This is a genomic window from Anoxybacillus thermarum, from assembly GCF_000836725.1.
Classification (GTDB): domain Bacteria; phylum Bacillota; class Bacilli; order Bacillales; family Anoxybacillaceae; genus Anoxybacillus; species Anoxybacillus thermarum.
This window is the reverse complement of record NZ_JXTH01000051.1, coordinates 1-18,275: the sequence shown is the minus strand read 5'-3', so window position 1 is coordinate 18,275 and position 18,275 is coordinate 1. Positions and strand designations below refer to the sequence as shown.

Annotated in this window: 17 protein-coding genes; all 17 read left to right on the top strand. The window is 40.8% G+C overall.

Annotation, left to right across the window (positions count from 1 at the left end; all coding sequences use genetic code 11):
- Nucleotides 1-513 precede the first annotated feature (513 nt).
- The 17 genes from metG to mfd all read left to right on the top strand — a co-directional run bounded on the left by metG (nt 514) and on the right by mfd (nt 17,990).
- Nucleotides 514-2,463, top strand: a complete 1,950-nt coding sequence (gene metG, locus LH47_RS11295) for a methionine--tRNA ligase (protein WP_043967573.1) — start codon at nt 514-516, stop codon at nt 2,461-2,463.
- 116 nt (nt 2,464-2,579) lie between these two features.
- Nucleotides 2,580-3,347 carry a TatD family hydrolase gene (locus LH47_RS11290; RefSeq protein WP_043967571.1) on the top strand — a complete coding sequence of 256 codons (768 nt, stop codon included), beginning with the start codon at nt 2,580-2,582 and terminating at the stop codon, nt 3,345-3,347.
- Nucleotides 3,348-3,551: 204 nt separating this feature from the next.
- The gene (locus LH47_RS11285) at nt 3,552-4,745 is read left to right on the top strand and encodes a G5 and 3D domain-containing protein (RefSeq protein WP_043967569.1); all 1,194 of its coding nucleotides are present in this window, start codon (nt 3,552-3,554) and stop codon (nt 4,743-4,745) included.
- 61 nt (nt 4,746-4,806) lie between these two features.
- On the top strand, nt 4,807-5,379 hold the full coding sequence (rnmV, locus tag LH47_RS11280; RefSeq protein WP_019418056.1) for a ribonuclease M5: 573 nt from the start codon (nt 4,807-4,809) through the stop codon (nt 5,377-5,379).
- Nucleotides 5,372-6,259 carry a 16S rRNA (adenine(1518)-N(6)/adenine(1519)-N(6))-dimethyltransferase RsmA gene (rsmA, locus tag LH47_RS11275; RefSeq protein WP_043967567.1) on the top strand — a complete coding sequence of 296 codons (888 nt, stop codon included), beginning with the start codon at nt 5,372-5,374 and terminating at the stop codon, nt 6,257-6,259. Before rnmV ends, rsmA begins: the two co-directional genes overlap by 8 nt.
- 73 nt (nt 6,260-6,332) lie before the next feature.
- Nucleotides 6,333-7,211, top strand: a complete 879-nt coding sequence (gene yabG / locus LH47_RS11270; protein ID WP_043967565.1) for a sporulation peptidase YabG — start codon at nt 6,333-6,335, stop codon at nt 7,209-7,211.
- 212 nt (nt 7,212-7,423) lie between these two features.
- On the top strand, nt 7,424-7,693 hold the full coding sequence (veg, locus tag LH47_RS11265; protein WP_004888526.1) for a biofilm formation stimulator Veg: 270 nt from the start codon (nt 7,424-7,426) through the stop codon (nt 7,691-7,693).
- A gap of 127 nt (nt 7,694-7,820) precedes the next feature.
- Nucleotides 7,821-8,687, top strand: coding sequence for a 4-(cytidine 5'-diphospho)-2-C-methyl-D-erythritol kinase (ispE, locus tag LH47_RS11260; RefSeq protein WP_043967563.1), 867 nt, complete (start codon nt 7,821-7,823; stop codon nt 8,685-8,687).
- A gap of 12 nt (nt 8,688-8,699) precedes the next feature.
- Nucleotides 8,700-9,524: a pur operon repressor gene (gene purR / locus LH47_RS11255; protein ID WP_043967561.1), complete on the top strand. Its 825-nt coding sequence runs from the start codon at nt 8,700-8,702 to the stop codon at nt 9,522-9,524.
- Nucleotides 9,525-9,557: 33 nt separating this feature from the next.
- Nucleotides 9,558-9,938, top strand: a complete 381-nt coding sequence (locus LH47_RS11250) for a RidA family protein (protein WP_004888532.1) — start codon at nt 9,558-9,560, stop codon at nt 9,936-9,938.
- Nucleotides 9,939-10,027: 89 nt separating this feature from the next.
- The gene (spoVG, locus tag LH47_RS11245; RefSeq protein ID WP_003398210.1) at nt 10,028-10,318 is read left to right on the top strand and encodes a septation regulator SpoVG; all 291 of its coding nucleotides are present in this window, start codon (nt 10,028-10,030) and stop codon (nt 10,316-10,318) included.
- A gap of 184 nt (nt 10,319-10,502) precedes the next feature.
- Complete coding sequence (glmU, locus tag LH47_RS11240; RefSeq protein ID WP_043967559.1) at nt 10,503-11,879, top strand: bifunctional UDP-N-acetylglucosamine diphosphorylase/glucosamine-1-phosphate N-acetyltransferase GlmU; 1,377 nt, start codon at nt 10,503-10,505, stop codon at nt 11,877-11,879.
- A 17-nt stretch (nt 11,880-11,896) separates the two neighbouring features.
- The gene (locus LH47_RS11235) at nt 11,897-12,847 is read left to right on the top strand and encodes a ribose-phosphate diphosphokinase (protein ID WP_042535909.1); all 951 of its coding nucleotides are present in this window, start codon (nt 11,897-11,899) and stop codon (nt 12,845-12,847) included.
- A 56-nt stretch (nt 12,848-12,903) separates the two neighbouring features.
- Nucleotides 12,904-13,530: a 50S ribosomal protein L25/general stress protein Ctc gene (locus LH47_RS11230; protein WP_043967557.1), complete on the top strand. Its 627-nt coding sequence runs from the start codon at nt 12,904-12,906 to the stop codon at nt 13,528-13,530.
- A gap of 57 nt (nt 13,531-13,587) precedes the next feature.
- Nucleotides 13,588-14,151 carry an aminoacyl-tRNA hydrolase gene (gene pth / locus LH47_RS11225; RefSeq protein ID WP_042535914.1) on the top strand — a complete coding sequence of 188 codons (564 nt, stop codon included), beginning with the start codon at nt 13,588-13,590 and terminating at the stop codon, nt 14,149-14,151.
- Between the two features lie 69 nt (nt 14,152-14,220).
- Nucleotides 14,221-14,451: an anti-sigma-F factor Fin family protein gene (locus tag LH47_RS11220; protein ID WP_043967555.1), complete on the top strand. Its 231-nt coding sequence runs from the start codon at nt 14,221-14,223 to the stop codon at nt 14,449-14,451.
- A 56-nt stretch (nt 14,452-14,507) separates the two neighbouring features.
- Nucleotides 14,508-17,990, top strand: coding sequence for a transcription-repair coupling factor (gene mfd, locus LH47_RS11215; RefSeq protein WP_043967552.1), 3,483 nt, complete (start codon nt 14,508-14,510; stop codon nt 17,988-17,990).
- The last annotated feature ends 285 nt before the right edge of the window (nt 17,991-18,275 follow it).

Here is an 18,275-nt window from a genome sequence, read left to right as displayed (position 1 = left end):
TCCTCCAAAAGGGCCGCCAACAAGACAGCGAACACCTTTTGAAGAGTTCTGACTAATTGTTCCTCCAGCTCTTTTAATAAAGGCCATTCTGTGGTAAAATGTTTCATGGACTCTCTCCCTCCTGTTTTATTGATGTTGGTCATCACCATCATAGCAGGGAGAGAGTCCTTTTTGCATGACATTTGCTTTTTTCTACCGCGCTTCGCTTGGTGGCCCCGACGAGCGTCGCGAACAAAAGTTCGCAACCCTCGTCGGGGAATCATTCCTGAATGTCACCCACAAATATTTTACTCACACTCGACAATTTTTTCATTATTTTTTCGACAAAATTCGACAAAAAACATGCAATTTATCGACAATCCCATGTCGAATAGTTGACAGCGCTCTTTATTTTTATGTATATTTTGGTGAGATAAGAGGAATAGATGTACTGATCAAGAATAAAAATATGCAATCGCTCTCGTCCTTTGGGCGAGAGCGTTTCTACTAAACATGCAACAAGGAGGGGTAAAAGTGACAAAAAAGACGTTTTACATTACCACACCCATTTATTATCCGAGCGATAAATTACATATCGGTCATGCTTATACGACGGTAGCTGGCGATGCGATGGCAAGATATAAGCGGATGCGCGGCTATGATGTGATGTACTTAACAGGAACAGATGAACACGGCCAAAAAATTCAGCGAAAAGCAGAGGAAAAAGGGGTTACTCCACAGCAATATGTGGATGACATTGTTGCTGGAATTAAAGAACTTTGGAAAAAACTCGACATTTCTTATAACGATTTTATTCGTACGACAGAACAGCGCCATAAGCAAGTCGTTGAAAAAATTTTCACCCGTCTTTTAGAACAAGGGGATATTTATTTAGACGAATATGAAGGATGGTATTGTACTCCGTGTGAATCGTTTTATACTGAGCGACAACTAGTTGAAGGAAATTGTCCAGACTGTGGACGTCCTGTAGAAAAAGTAAAAGAACAATCATATTTTTTTCGCATGAGCAAATATGTCGATCGCCTATTAGCGTTTTATGAAGAAAATCCGCAATTTATTCAGCCGGAATCGCGCAAAAATGAGATGATTAATAACTTTATTAAGCCAGGCTTAGAGGACTTAGCTGTGTCGCGGACAACGTTTGATTGGGGCATTCCTGTTCCAGGTGATCCAAAGCACGTCATTTATGTATGGATTGATGCGCTGTCAAACTATATTACTGCGTTAGGGTATGGAACAGAAAATGATGAAAAATATAAAACGTATTGGCCGGCAGATGTTCATCTTGTTGGGAAGGAAATTGTACGTTTCCATACGATTTACTGGCCAATTATGTTAATGGCTTTAGATCTTCCGCTTCCGAAAAAAGTGTTTGCGCACGGCTGGTTGCTCATGAAAGACGGAAAAATGTCGAAGTCGAAAGGAAATGTCGTTGATCCAGTTACGTTAATTGATCGGTATGGCTTAGATGCGTTACGTTATTATTTACTTCGTGAAGTGCCGTTTGGTTCAGATGGTGTGTTTACACCAGAAGGTTTTGTTGAGCGTATAAACTATGATTTAGCGAACGATTTAGGTAATTTGCTTAACCGGACGGTAGCGATGATTGAAAAATATTTTGCGGGCCGTATTCCTGCGTATAGTGGCACGCACACCCCGTTTGATGAACAGCTTGTACAAACGGCGTATGATACCGTTAAACAATATGAAGAAGCGATGGAACAAATGCAATTTTCACAAGCTTTAACAGCTGTTTGGCAGCTTATTAGCCGCACGAACAAATATATTGATGAAACGCAACCATGGGTATTAGCGAAGGATGAAGCAGCTCGTGAACAGTTAGCTTCCGTCATGTCGCACTTAGCGGAGTCTCTTCGGTATGTAGCTGTTTTATTGCAACCGTTTTTAACAGCAACACCAAAACGAATGTTTGCTCAACTTGGCGTTCGAGATGAACAACTAATGGGCTGGGACAGCTTACAAACGTTTGGTTCTTCACAACATGAGCGAATGGTTGAAAAAGGGGCCCCACTGTTCCCACGTTTAGACGTTCAAGAAGAAGTGCAATATATTCAAGCACAAATGAAAGGGACGTCAGCAAACGTAGAAGAAAAGCAGGAACAAAATGAAGAGAAAAGCGAAGAAATTGCGATTGATGATTTTATGAAAGTGGATTTGCGCGTCGCACAAGTAATTCATGCTGAGCCAATTCCAAAAGCGGATCGCTTGCTTAAATTGCAGCTTGATTTAGGCTATGAAAAGCGACAAGTCGTATCAGGTATTGCAAAACATTACAAACCCGAAGATTTAATTGGAAAAAAAGTCATTTGCGTGACGAATTTAAAGCCTGTGAAATTGCGCGGAGAACTGTCACAAGGCATGATTTTAGCTGGGGAAAAAGATGGGGTATTGTCATTGGCGACAGTGGATGAATCGCTTCCAAACGGAGCAAAAGTGAAGTAAAGAGGTGTTGCAAAGACACCTCTTTGTTTCTATTTTGTAATGTAATTGTTATATAGCTGTGATTTATGTAACGGGATTGTGTGGTAAACTGAACATCGGAAGAAAAGAGGGGTTATATGTTATTTGATACACATGCACATTTAAATGCGACACAATTTAACGAAGATGTTGAACAAGTAATTGAAAGAGCACGTGCAGAAAGTGTGTCACATATTGTTGTTGTCGGCTTTGATCGTCCAACCATTCAACGAGCAATGGAGTTAGCGGAGCAATATTCTTTTATTTACGCAGCTGTCGGATGGCACCCTGTCGATGCGATTCATATGACTGATGAAGACCTCATCATGATTGAACGTTTAGCTGCGCATCCGAAAGTTGTCGCGCTCGGTGAGATGGGGCTTGACTATTATTGGGATCAATCACCGAAAGACGTACAAAAGGAAGTATTTCGAAAACAAATTCGTTTAGCGAAAAAAGTAAAGTTGCCGATTATTATACATAATCGCGATGCGACAGCCGATATTGTTGATATTTTACGAGAAGAGCGCGCTGAGGAAGTCGGAGGCGTAATGCATTGTTTTAGCGGAAGTATAGAAGTGGCAAGACAATGCATGGATATGAATTTTTATATTTCGTTTGGCGGTCCTGTGACGTTTAAAAATGCAAAAAAACCGAAAGAAGTGGCGAAAGAAATTCCGCTTGATCGGTTGCTTATTGAAACGGACTGTCCTTATTTAACGCCACATCCGTTTCGAGGAAAACGGAATGAACCGAGCTACGTCAAATATATTGCCGAAGCGATCGCCGAATTAAAAGGGTTATCTTTTGAAGAAGTCGCCCAAAAAACGTCCGACAATGCGAAGCGATTATTCGGCATCATTTGATAGAGAATCGTGTCGATGATTAGGAAGGCTTGTCTAAATAAAAGATGAAACGAGATTGTTCTACAACTTTCTTTACGAGCATACAATAAGCTTGTCGACAAGTCTTCCTTCCCTTATGAAAGAATATTTTGAATAATAGATAATAAGCTTCATAGAAAGGGAGGATCGTCACGGTCATCTATCGGAAAAGGAGGCGTTTTTATTTTGATTACGTATGTAAAAAAATTATTGCAATCAACATCAAAAAAGAAGATTGCGCTTGCTACTGGAGGGTTTTTAGCCTTATCCGGCATGACGGGATATGCTAGCTATGAATGGACAAAAGAGACGGTGATGTTGTATACAAACGGAAAAGAGCAAAAAGTGCGTACGCATGCAAATACAGTTGCTGAGTTGCTAAAAGAACAAAATATTCAGTTAAAACATGGAGATTTTATATCCCCTTCTCCGAAAACTAAAATTGTTGATCATTTAACGGTGAAATGGGAAGCAAGCAAGCCGATTGTATTAGTCGTTGATGGGGTAGAAAAGAGATTAAGGACGACGGCGAAAACGGTGAAGGATGTATTGCATATTCAGCAAATCCAGCTTCGTGACTATGACGAAATATCACCAAACGTCGACGAAAAAGTAAAAGACAACATGAAAATAGTGATAAGTAAAGCGTTTCCGATTACATTAAATGACGGCGGCAAACAGCAACAAGTTTGGTCTACTTCGACTACGGTCGCTGACTTTTTAGCTAAACAACATATTACATTACGAGAGCTGGATCGCGTTCAACCAAAATTGAATGACATGATTCAACCAAACACAAAAATAAACATTGTTCGAGTTGAAAAAGTCACCGATGTAGTGGAAGAGCCAGTCAATTATACTGTTGTAAAAAAGAAAGATGCACGATTGGAAAAAGGGAAACAAAAAGTGATTAGCGAGGGAGAAAAAGGGCTTGTCGCGAAGCAATATGAAGTCATTTTAGAAAACGGAAAAGAAGTGTCACGCAAGCTTATTAAAACAGAGACAATTAAGCCGAGCAAAAGTCGCATTGTTGCCATTGGCACAAAACAGCCTCCGAGAATATTAGCTTCCCGTGGAAGTAGTGAAGTAGCTGAAGAGCTTTATGTGATTGCCACAGCATATACAGCGTATTGTGGTGGCTGTTCTGGAACGACCGCAACAGGCATAAATTTGCGTTCAAATCCAAACGCCAAGGTAATTGCCGTCGACCCGCGTGTCATCCCGCTTGGAACAAAAGTATACGTTGAGGGGTACGGATATGCTGTTGCTGCAGATACAGGAGCGAATGTAAGAGGATATAAAATTGACGTATTTTTTCCAAATAAATCGACTGCATATCGTTGGGGAACAAAGCGTGTGAAAATTAAAATTTTAAAATAACTGCAGAGGATTTCGCGATCCTCTGTTTTTTTCGTTATAATGAGTGAAGATAAATGGATAGATGGAGGTTTTTATGAAAATTAAAGAAATTATCGTAGTCGAAGGACGTGACGATACGGTGGCGATTCGCCGTGCGGTAGATGCAGATACGATTGAAACGAACGGAGCAGCGATTAATGATGAGACGATCGAGCGTATTCGTTTAGCCCAACAACAGCGGGGAGTTATTATTTTTACGGATCCTGATTACCCAGGAGAAAAAATTCGTAAAACAATTGCTGAGCGTGTGCCGGGATGTAAGCACGCATTTTTAACACGTGAGGAAGCGAGAGGCAAACACGGAAAAGGGCTCGGCGTTGAGCATGCTTCCATTGAAGCGATTCGCACAGCGCTTTTAAGTGTGTACGAAGAAATGATCGATCCGCAAGAAGAGATTTCATTTCAGCAGCTTGTTGATGCAGGACTAATCGGGGGGCCGCTAGCGCGTGCTCGTCGTGAAAAGTTAGGTAAACTATTAAAAATCGGCTATACAAACGGAAAACAACTGCATAAACGGTTGCAAATGTTTCAAATTTCAAAAGAACAGTTTGTTGAAGCGATGAAGCAAGTGATGCAGGAGGAAGAACATGTATAAAGATATTGCTACACCGACGCGTACAAAAGAAATTTTAGCGAAATACGGTTTTTCGTTTAAAAAAAGTCTTGGACAAAATTTTTTAATTGAACCGAATATTTTACATCGTATTGTTGATTTTGCTCAGCTTTCTGAACGAACAGGTGTTATTGAAATCGGACCAGGAATTGGGGCGCTTACAGAACAATTAGCGCGCCGAGCAAAAAAAGTGATCGCGTTTGAAATTGACCAACGGCTTCTTCCGATTTTAGCAGATACGCTTTCCCCGTATTCAAACGTGTCAATTATTCACCAAGATATTTTAAAAGCTGACGTTCAACAAGTGATATCGGAACAGTTAGCGGATGTAGAAGATATTATGGTTGTTGCTAACTTACCATATTACGTCACGACACCGATTATTATGAAGTTGTTAACGGATCGTTTACCTATTCGTGGAATGGTCGTTATGTTGCAAAAAGAGGTAGCAGAGCGCATGGCGGCAAAGCCAGGAACGAAAGACTACGGCTCTTTAACGATTGCAGTTCAATATTATACACATGCGGAAACGGTCATGCATGTGCCACGAACGGTATTTGTACCGAAGCCGAATGTGGACTCTGCAGTCATTCGTTTATTGAAGCGAGAACAACCTGCTGTCGCTGTGTCGAATGAAGATTTTTTCTTTACTGTTGTTCGTGCGAGTTTTGGACAGCGGCGGAAAACGATTTTAAACAATTTAATGAGTCACTTGCCAAACGGCAAACAGAAAAAAGAACAAATTGAAAAGGCGCTTGAGGGTGCCCATATTGATCCGAAACGAAGAGGAGAAACGCTTACTATCGCTGAATTTGCTATTTTGAGCGAGCGACTATACGACTTTTTTTCGCAAGAGGCTTGAAGCCTCTTTTTTTACACGTTCGGTCCTTTCGTTGCATATGTTACAAACAAAACAAACGAAAGGGCGGGCGTGTATGATTCAAATTGGGGATATTGTTGCACGGAAATCGTATGAATGTGACATTTTGTTTCGAGTCATTGATATAAAAGAAAAAGAGGGTGAAAAAGAAGCAATTTTATACGGAGAAGACGTTCGGCTCATCGCAGATGCTCCATTTTCTGATTTAGTTGTTATTGATGAGCGAGAAAAAAAGAAGCGAGAAGAAAAGGAGAAACAACATATTGAACAATGTTATAAATTGCTGCGTCAAGATTATCGGTTGTTGCGGGAAAAAAGTGAATATGAAGCGACCGGTGGATACGAAGTGAAAATGGATTTTTTCCAGCTTCCAGGACGAGTGCTTCATATTGATGGAGACCCGCTTTATTTACGAAAATGTATGCAGCTGTATGAACGAATTGGGGTTCCGGTATATGGTGTTCATTGTCATGAAACAGACATGCCTGATCGGATCATTCCGCTGCTTGAACAAGTGCGTCCAGATATTTTAGTTGTCACTGGGCATGACGCATATTCAAAATCAAAAGGATCGATGGATGATTTAAAAGCGTATCGTCATTCGAAATATTTTGTGCAAACGGTGCGAGAGGCACGTAAAAAAATTCCAAATCTCGATCAACTCGTCATTTTCGCTGGCGCTTGTCAATCTCATTTCGAATCGCTTATTCGGGCAGGTGCGAACTTTGCTAGCTCGCCTGCACGCGTCAATATTCATGCGCTTGATCCTGTATATATCGTCTCGCGCATTAGTTTTACTCCTTTTATGGATCGTGTCAATGTATGGGATGTATTAAGAAATACGTTAACGGGGGAAAAAGGGCTTGGTGGTGTCGAGACGCGAGGTGTGTTGCGAACCGGAATGCCTTTTCGGATGATTGCTGAGCAAACATAAACAAATGCCTCTTGTCTTTTTGCCATTATGGTAAAAAGACAAGATGAGGCAACATCATTTTGTTTTTTAACGCTTTTTATACATAATTTTTTTTATTATTGTCCATAATAAAGACAAAAGTATTGACACAAAATATTTTTTGTTGATATAATTCTTATTTTTTGACTTATTTATTTCTATTTGTTATACTACATAATAGTGAGGTGGATACGATGGGAAAAACATTGTCGGAAATTAAAAAAGTTCTGGATTCGAATCTAGGTAAAAGATTGACATTAAAGGCGAACGGTGGGCGTCGAAAGACAATCGAGCGTTGCGGCGTGTTAGCCCAAACATATCCGTCCGTATTTGTCGTTGAACTTGATCAAGAAGAAAACGCTTTTGAACGTGTATCATATAGTTATGCAGACGTATTGACAGAGACGGTGCAGCTTACATTTCTAGATGATGAACAAGTAGCGATGAGTAGCTCACACTCATAACGGTTAAGGAGGCGACCGATATCGGTAGTCTCTTTTTTTATGGCTATTGAAAAGGCACGTATTTGTTCACTATTTTTTGTGGTAAAATGTCGATAGAAGTTTGAAGTCGGAAAAGTAGGTGAACAGGTTGAGGTTGTTAGTGAAAGCACCAGCGAAAATTAATTTATCTCTCGATGTATTACATAAGCGTCCGGACGGTTACCATGAAGTCAAAATGGTGATGACGACAATTGACTTAGCTGATCGTGTGGAGTTAATGGATTTGTATTGTGATAAGATTCAAATTATCTCCCACAATCGTTTTGTGCCGGATGATGAACGAAATTTAGCGTATCAAGCTGCAAAATTGTTGAAAGAAAAGTTCGGTGTTCGTCGCGGTGTAGCCATTTCTATTACGAAATGTATCCCCGTTGCAGCAGGTCTTGCAGGTGGAAGTAGCGATGCAGCTGCAACGTTGCGTGGGTTGAATAAACTTTGGGGATTAGGTTTAAGTTTAGATGAGCTTGCTGAAATTGGTGCAGAAATCGGTTCAGATGTTCCGTTTTGCGTGTATGGGGGAACAGCAATTGCCACAGGGCGAGGAGAAAAAATTGAACATATTCCTGCACCTCCGCCAAGTTGGGTCATTTTAGCAAAGCCAACAATCGGTGTATCAACGGGGGATGTGTATCGCAATTTGAATTTACAATCTGTTGATCATCCGAATGTAGACGGCATGGTTGCTGCCATTAAAGAAAAAGATTATGAAAAAATTTGTGCGCTCGCGGGGAACGTGCTAGAAAGTGTCACATTAAACATGCATCCGGAAGTAGCTCAAATTAAAGAACAAATGAAGCGTTTTGGAGCAGATGTATCGTTAATGAGTGGCAGTGGTCCAACCGTATTTGGCCTTGTTCAACACGATTCGCGTTTGCAACGTGTATATAACGGGTTGCGGGGCTTTTGTGAACACGTATATGCTGTTCGATTAATCGGGGAAAGGCACGAACAATAAGGAGGTTATCACATGAAATTAAGGCGAAGCAGTCGGCTTGTGGATATGACGCACTATTTGCTTTATCACCCACATCAACTTGTACCGCTGACTTTTTTTGCAGAGCGATATGGATCAGCAAAATCGTCCATTAGCGAAGATTTAGCTATTATTAAGCAAACGTTTGAACAACAAGGAATCGGTTTGTTGCGCACGCTTCCTGGAGCCGCCGGAGGAGTGCAATATGTCCCGAAAATGTCGGAAGCAGAAGCAAAACAGTTTATTCAGCAATTATGTACAACCCTAGCAGACCCTGATCGATTATTACCAGGGGGGTATTTGTACATGACGGATTTGCTCGGTGATACGCGCATCGTTAACCAAATTGGGCGTCTATATGCTTCTGCGTTTGCGCATGAACATATTGATTTTGTCGTAACGGTTGCTACAAAAGGAATTCCGTTAGCTTACGCAGTTGCGAGTTTTTTAAATGTACCTGTCGTCATTATTCGTCGTGATAGTAAAGTAACGGAAGGATCAATGGTCAGCATTAATTACGTGTCCGGTTCATCGAAACGCATTCAAACGATGGTTTTATCTAAGCGGAGTTTAAGAGAAGGGGCAAACGTCTTAATTGTTGATGATTTTATGAAAGCTGGCGGAACAATTAACGGCATGATTAGTTTGCTTTCAGAGTTTCGTGCAAACGTTGTTGGCATTGGTGTGCTTGTCGAGTCGGAAGAAGCAGAAGAGCGACTCGTTGATGAATATGTTTCCCTTGTGAAACTAACGTCTGTGAATGTCAAAGAAAAACAAATTACCGTAGAAGAAGGAAACTACTTTCATTTTGTCAAATAAAATAAATGATTTTTACGTACAGGAGGAAGAGACATGAAAGTTGTGCACACAAATCAAGCTCCACAAGCGATTGGGCCATACTCCCAAGGCATTATCGTTAATAATATGTTTTACAGCTCTGGGCAAATTGCTTTAACGCCGGAAGGAGAAATGGTACAAGGAGACATTCAAGCACAAACGCATCAAGTATTTAAAAACTTACAAGCCGTACTTGAAGCGGCAGGGGCGTCTTTAGAAACAGTTGTAAAAACAACAGTGTTTTTAAAAGACATGAATGATTTTGCAGCGATGAATGAAGTATATGGACAATATTTCCGCGATCATAAACCAGCGCGTTCCGCTGTTGAAGTTGCCCGTTTACCAAAAGATGCGTTAATTGAAATTGAAGTCGTTGCACTTGTCAAACAATCGTAAAAAAATTTTTTTTATGTTAGCAGGAAAATAAAAAACTACGTGGAATAAATTCACTTAAGTTCTTATATAGGGAAAAGGTGGTGAACAGAATGGAAGTGACTGACGTGAGATTACGCCGCGTGAATACCGAAGGACGTATGAGAGCGATTGCTTCGATTACGTTGGATCATGAATTTGTCGTTCATGATATCCGTGTGATTGAAGGCAATAACGGCTTGTTTGTCGCTATGCCGAGCAAGCGCACTCCTGACGGGGAATTCCGTGACATCGCTCATCCAATTAACTCAACAACCCGCGGGAAAATTCAAGAAGCTGTTTTAGCTGAATATCACCGTGCTGGTGAGTTGGAAAAAGAGCTTGAAGAAGCAGGTGCTTCGTAAATCATAAGAGAGGACCCTTTCGTTAAAAAAGGGTCCTTTTCATATGGAAGTAATGTTCATCCTATTAGTAAAGAACATATAGTGAAAATGATGAATTTTTTTGGTAGATGACAATGTTTCCTTGAAATACATACATAATTGATATATATTCAATATGGATAAAGAGAGGTATGGAGGCCTTACGATGAAACGATATGCGATCATTTTAGCGGCTGGACAGGGGACGCGTATGCGTTCAAAGCTGTATAAAGTGTTGCACCCTGTCTGTGGGAAGCCGATGGTACAACATGTAGTGGATGCAATTTCTACGTTACATGTAGACCGATTAATTACAGTTGTTGGTTTTGGAGCAGAACGAGTCAAAGAACAACTCGGAAACCAAAGTGAGTACGTCATTCAAGAACAACAGCTTGGGACAGCGCATGCTGTCATGCAAGCAGCACCTCATTTAGCTGATAAAGATGGTGTGACTCTCGTTGTTTGCGGAGATACACCACTGATCACCTCAGAAACGATGGAAGCGCTTTTACAACATCATTTACAGACGAAAGCGAAAGCAACCATTTTGACCGCCCTTGCAGAAGATCCAACTGGATATGGTCGCATTGTCCGCAATCAAGATGGACATGTCGAAAAAATTGTAGAACATAAAGATGCAACAGAAGAAGAACGAATGATTCGTGAAATTAATACAGGAACGTATTGTTTTGATAATCATGCGCTATTTGAAGCGCTTACGAAAGTGTCGAACGATAATGCGCAAGGGGAATATTATTTACCAGATGTCATCGAAATTTTGAAAAAACAAGGCGAAATCATTTCAGCGTACGAAACACCAATATTTGAAGAAACGTTAGGTGTGAATGACCGCATTGCACTCGCCCAAGCAGAAAAAATTATGCGTATGCGCATTCATCGACAACATATGGCAAATGGTGTGACAATCATCGATCCTGAGCATACGTATATAGCACCTGATGTACACATTGGACAGGATACGATCATTTATCCTGGGACATGGATTGAAGGTTATACGGTAATTGGTGAAAATTGCATCATCGGACCGAATAGCGAAATTAAAAATAGTCGTATTGGTGACAATACATCGATTCGTCATTCTGTTGTACATGACAGCGAAGTAGGCAACGATGTAACGATCGGTCCATTTGCCCACATTCGTCCGCTATCTAAAATTGGCGACGATGTGAGAATCGGAAACTTCGTTGAAATTAAAAAAGCGACGTTTGGAAATGGAAGTAAAGCATCGCACTTAAGCTATATCGGAGATGCTGAAGTAGGTGCTGATGTGAATATCGGTTGTGGTACGATTACGGTAAATTATGATGGGGTAAATAAATATGTGACAAAAATTGAAGATGGTGCGTTTATCGGTTGCAACTCGAACTTGATTGCCCCTGTCGTTGTAGGAAGCGGAGCATACGTAGCGGCCGGCTCAACCATTACCGATGATGTACCTAACCGCGCTTTAGCTATTGCGCGCGCTCGGCAAACAAATAAAGAAAATTATGTTGAACGTCTACAAGAAAAGAAAAAATCCTAATGGAGGTTTACTTACCCATGTCTCAGTATTTGAATTCTAATTTAAAGTTATTTTCGTTAAATTCGAATCCGATTTTAGCCCGAGAGATCGCAAAAGTCATTGGCGTTGAACTAGGAAAATGCTCCGTTTCTCGTTTTAGCGACGGGGAAATTCAAATTAACATTGAAGAAAGCATTCGTGGCTGCGATGTTTATGTTATTCAATCAACGAGCGCTCCTGTAAATGAACATTTGATGGAATTGCTTATCATGATTGACGCATTAAAGCGAGCGTCTGCCAAAACCATTAATATTGTTATACCGTACTACGGATATGCTCGCCAAGATCGGAAAGCCCGTTCTCGCGAGCCGATAACTGCAAAATTGGTTGCTAATTTATTAGAAACAGCGGGTGCTTCTCGTGTCATTACACTCGATTTGCACGCACCACAAATTCAAGGATTTTTTGATATTCCAATCGACCACTTAATGGGTGTGCCGATTTTAGCAGATTACTTTAAAGAAAAGCAGCTTGATGACATTGTCATTGTTTCTCCAGACCACGGCGGTGTGACGCGCGCACGGAAAATGGCAGATCGCCTAAAAGCACCTATTGCCATTATTGACAAACGCCGTCCAAGACCAAATGTGGCGGAAGTGATGAACATTATTGGTAATGTGCAAGGGAAAACGACAATTTTAGTGGACGATATTATTGATACAGCTGGAACAATTACTTTAGCAGCAAATGCGTTAGCTGAGCATGGGGCAAAAGAAGTGTATGCATGTTGTACGCACCCTGTCTTATCAGGTCCAGCGATTGAACGAATTCAAAACTCGAAAATTAAAGAGCTTGTTGTAACGAATACGATTGCTATTCCTGAAGAAAAGAAAACGAATAAAATTGTAGAGCTATCTGTTGCCCCGCTTATCGGTGAAGCAATTATTCGCGTACACGAAGAACAATCAATTAGCGCATTGTTCGATTAATGGCGTTTAGACCTTCCTATTTTAGGGGAAGCTATGAGCGATTCTAAAATAGGAAGGTGATTTCATTGTTACAACTTCAATTACGTGCAGATCATCGACGTTCTTACGTTAAACAAATGCGAAAACATGGTCACATCCCAGCTGTTTTGTACGGAAAAAAAACGAATAGCCAATCGGTTTTTGTTGATGCGGCCGAGTTTTTGAAACAATGGCGGGCTGCTGGCGGGAGCGGTCTTTTAGACGCGAAACTAAATGGCGATCATATTCGCATCATCGTTCGCGATATGCAAAAGCATCCGATTCGCCATGATGTCATTCATATTGACTTTTTAGCGGTTGATGCAAAGACAGAAATTGATGTTCACGTTCCTATTCATTTGGTTGGTGAAGCAGCAGGTGTAAAAGACGGTGGCGTACTGCAGCAGGCGATGCATCAATTGTCCATTCGGGCGTTACCGTCAAATATCCCACCGTCCATCGATATAAACATAGCAAATTTACAAGTAGGCGATGTTGTTACAGTTTCACATATTCAAACGAACGGTGTTTACGAAATCAATCATGATCCGACAGAAGTGATCGCGTCGATCTTGCCACCGAAGCAAGAAGAAGAAATTCATAGCGGTGAAGAGCAAGAACCAGGAAAACCGGAATCGGAAGAAGGACGCGAAACAACGCCGTGACGGACGTAGCCATCATTGGTTACGTCTTTTGCAGTATGGAGAGAAGGAGCAGAAGAAATGGCAAAACTGTTTGTTGGTTTAGGCAACCCCGGGAAAGAGTACGAGCAAACGAGACATAATGTGGGGTTTATGGTCGTTGACGAGCTTGCTCATCGCTGGGGTTTTGCCCTTAATCAAACGAAGTTTCAAGGTATATTTGCAAGTGGTATCATTTCGGGGGAAAAAGTCATATTGTGCAAACCGCTTACATATATGAACTTATCGGGCGAATGTGTTCGTCCGTTGATGGATTATTATGACATTGATGTCGATGATGTGATTGTCATTTATGACGACTTAGACTTACCGACAGGGACGGTTCGCTTACGCCCGAAAGGAAGTGCAGGCGGGCATAATGGGATGAAATCGCTTATTCATCATTTGAAGACAGAGCAATTTAAACGTATCCGTATCGGTATCGATCGCCCGAAAAATGGCATGAAAGTGAGCGACTACGTATTAGGTCGGTTTACAGCTGAAGAAAAAATAAATATCGATCAAGCGATTCAAAAGGCAGCTGATGCGTGCGAGCGATCGTTACACATTCCATTCGCTCAAGTGATGAATGAATTCAATAAATAATTGAATAATTTCCTCCTAAATGGTTCAAAATGTATTCGATTAAATCGACTATTTAGGAGGGGATGCGATATGGCATTACACTATTATTGCCGTCATTGCGGCATGAAAATGGGGGCGCTTGATGTGCCCGATTTAGAAAGTGAGCAATTAGGTTTTCATCGCTTAACGGAAGAAGAAAAATTAGATATGATCCAGTATCTCCCTTCAGGAGAAATTTACGTAAAGTCCATTTGTGAACATTGCCAAGAAGCATTAGATCAGAATCCTGATCTTCATCAATATGAAAAGTTTATTCAATAATTGGCTTTGGGGGTCCCAAAGCGTTTTTGTATTTATGTTGGAGAGGAGGGAATTTTTTGCGAGGCTTAAGACAATATTTTATTAATCATGCGGACATGCAATCGGTTGCAGAGGGCATTCGCAATGGGTTAAAAGAGCAGCTTGTCACAGGCTTATCTGGCTCAGCCCGTTCTGTTTTCATTTCTTCTTTGTACGAGGAGACAGAACGGCCTTTATGCATTGTAACGCACAATTTATTTCAAGCACAAAAAATATATGATGATCTGATTCAATTGGTGGATGAGGAGGAAGTATTTCTTTATCCGGTCAATGAATTAATTGCAGCTGAATTAGCTGTAGCTAGTCCAGAATTGAGGGCACAACGTTTAGAAGTATTGAACTATTGGTGTGAAAGGAAAAAAGGGATCGTCATCGCTCCAATTGCTGCATTGCGACGACTACTTCCACCAAAAGATGTATGGGAGCGTTATCAACTTCATTTTCGTGTTGGTGGACAAGTGGATGTAGAACGTTGTTTGCAACAATTTGTTGCCATGGGATATGAGCGTGTATCGGTCGTTTCGACGCCAGGGGAATTTAGCGTTCGAGGGGGTATTATTGATATTTATCCCCTTACTGCAGAGCTTCCTTATCGCATTGAGTTATTTGATATTGAAATTGAGTCGATTCGGACGTTTGCAGTTGACGATCAACGTTCGGTAGCTGAAATAGATGAGGTATTCATCGGTCCATCGACGGAACTCATTATTGAACAACAACATATGGCTGAAGCTATTCAAAAACTAGAAGTACAATTTCATGATACGTTGCAGCATATTCATGATGAAAAGACGAAAAATCGTTTATATGAACATATGTCGTTTGAATTGGAACAGCTGAGAAATGGAAAATCAATCGAAGAAATGTACAAGTATTTCTCATTCTTTTACCCTTCGGCTGCAAGTTTGCTAGATTATATTCCTGACAACGGTGTAGTTGTCATTGACGAAATGAGTCGCATTCAAGAAGTAGCAGAAAAACTCGAGCAAGAAGAGGCAGAGTGGTATACGAACTTATTGGAAGAAGGAAAAATTGTACAAAACGTATCGATTTCTCATTCGTTTCCCGAAGTGTTACAAAAGCGGATGAGGCAAAAGATTTATTTGTCTTTATTTTTACGTCATATCCCATATACACATCCGCAAAATATTGTCAATATATCTTGCAAACAAATGCAAGTGTTCTATAGTCAAATGCAATTGTTAAAGGTAGAAATTGAACGTTGGCAAAAGGGAAACTATGCTGTTGTGTTGCTAGCGGGGGACGAAGAACGAGCGAAAAAGCTGAAACGAACATTGGAAGATTATGAGATTGATGCCATTCAAATCGGAAAAGACGATGCATTATTCCATGGGAAATGTCAAATCGTTCCGTCTGGGCTCGTTGCAGGATTTGAATTGTCGATGCAAAAGCTTGCCGTCATTACCGAAGAAGAACTATTTAAAAAGCGATTGAAACGTCCTGTGCGACGTCAAAAATTGTCGAATGCGGAACGTATTAAAAGTTATACAGATTTAAAAGTTGGTGACTATGTCGTTCACGTCAATCATGGAATTGGAAAATATTTAGGAATCGAAACGTTAGAAATTAACGGGATTCATAAAGATTACATTCATATTCAATATCAAGGGAATGATACGTTATACGTTCCTGTTGATCAAATGGATCTCGTCCAAAAATATGTTGGTTCAGAAGGAAAAGAACCGAAAATTTATAAATTAGGTGGAACAGAATGGAAGAAAGTGAAAAGGAAAGTAGAGTCTTCCGTTCAAGATATTGCCGAAGATTTAATGAAACTGTACGCGGAGCGAGAAGCAAGCAAAGGATATGCCTTCTCACCTGACAATGAAATGCAACGGGAATTTGAAGCAGCGTTCCCATATCAAGAAACAGAAGATCAGCTTCGTTCGATTCGTGAAATTAAACGGGACATGGAAAGCGAGCGACCGATGGATCGGCTATTATGTGGGGATGTTGGTTATGGAAAAACAGAAGTAGCATTGCGTGCTGCATTTAAAGCGATGATGGACGGAAAACAAGTCGCATTTCTCGTTCCAACGACGATTTTAGCCCAGCAACATTATGAAACGGTCCGTGAACGTTTCCAAGGATATCCGATTAACGTCGGTTTATTGAGTCGTTTCCGTACAAAAAAACAACAAGCGGAAACGATCCAAGGCTTAAAAGACGGCACAATCGATATGGTTATTGGTACGCATCGGCTTTTATCAAAAGATGTATCATTTAAAGATTTAGGTTTATTAATTATTGACGAGGAACAACGATTCGGTGTTGCTCATAAAGAAAAAATTAAACAATTAAAAACAAATATTGATGTATTAACATTAACCGCTACACCGATCCCACGTACGTTGCATATGTCGCTTATCGGTGTCCGCGATTTATCTGTCATCGAAACACCTCCGGAAAATCGTTTCCCCGTACAAACGTATGTGATGGAATATAGTCCGATCATTGTGCGAGAAGCGATTGAGCGCGAAATGGCGCGCGGAGGACAAGTGTTTTTTCTTTACAATCGCATTGAAGATATCGATCGTAAAGCGGAAGAAATTTCGATGCTCGTGCCTGATGCGCGCGTGACGTATGCGCATGGAAGAATGTCCGAACATGAATTAGAGGCGGTCATGCTTGCGTTTTTAGAAGGACAGTACGATGTGTTAGTAAGTACGACGATTATCGAAACAGGCGTCGATATTCCAAATGTAAATACGTTAATTGTTTATGATGCTGACAAAATGGGTCTTTCCCAACTATATCAATTGCGTGGGAGAGTGGGGCGTTCCAATCGTATTGCGTATGCGTACTTTACGTATCGAAAAGATAAAGTGTTAAATGAAATAGCCGAAAAACGATTACAAGCGATTAAGGAGTTTACAGAGCTTGGATCTGGTTTTAAAATTGCGATGCGCGATTTGTCTATTCGAGGAGCTGGAAACTTATTAGGGGCACAGCAACACGGGTTTATTGATTCCGTCGGTTTTGAGCTTTATTCTCAAATGTTGAAAGAAGCTATTGAAGAACGACGAGGAATGAAGCAAGAAAAACCGTTTGAAGTAGAAATTGATGTAGAAGTTGATGCATATATTCCGGAGCATTACATTTCCAATGAACAACAAAAAATCGAGATGTATAAACGATTCCGCGCACTTGACTCGTTAGAGGAACTCGAACAATTGCGAGAAGAAATGTTAGACCGTTTCGGTGAGTATCCAGATGAAGTGGCGTATTTATTCCAAATTGCAGAAATGAAAATATATGCAAAACAGCATCTCGTTCAGTCCATTAAGCAAACGAAACAAGAAATTACGATTTTGTTCTCACAAGAAACGACAAAGCAAATCGATGTCAGCAAATTGTTTAAACTCGGTGAGCCGCATGGAAGGGACGTTGGGTTTGGCATGGACGGCGATCAATTTAAAATTGTCGTTCATACGAAAGGGATGAAACCACAACAATGGATGATGATCATGTGTGAGTAAAATATTTGTGGGTGACATTCAGGAATGATTCCCCGACGAGGGTTGCGAACTTTTGTTCGCGACGCTCGTCGGGGCCACCAAGCGAAGCGCGGTAGAAAAAAGCAAATGTCATGCAAAAAGGACTCTCTCCCTGCTATGATGGTGATGACCAACATCAATAAAACAGGAGGGAGAGAGTCCATGAAACATTTTACCACAGAATGGCCTTTATTAAAAGAGCTGGAGGAACAATTAGTCAGAACTCTTCAAAAGGTGTTCGCTGTCTTGTTGGCGGCCCTTTTGGAG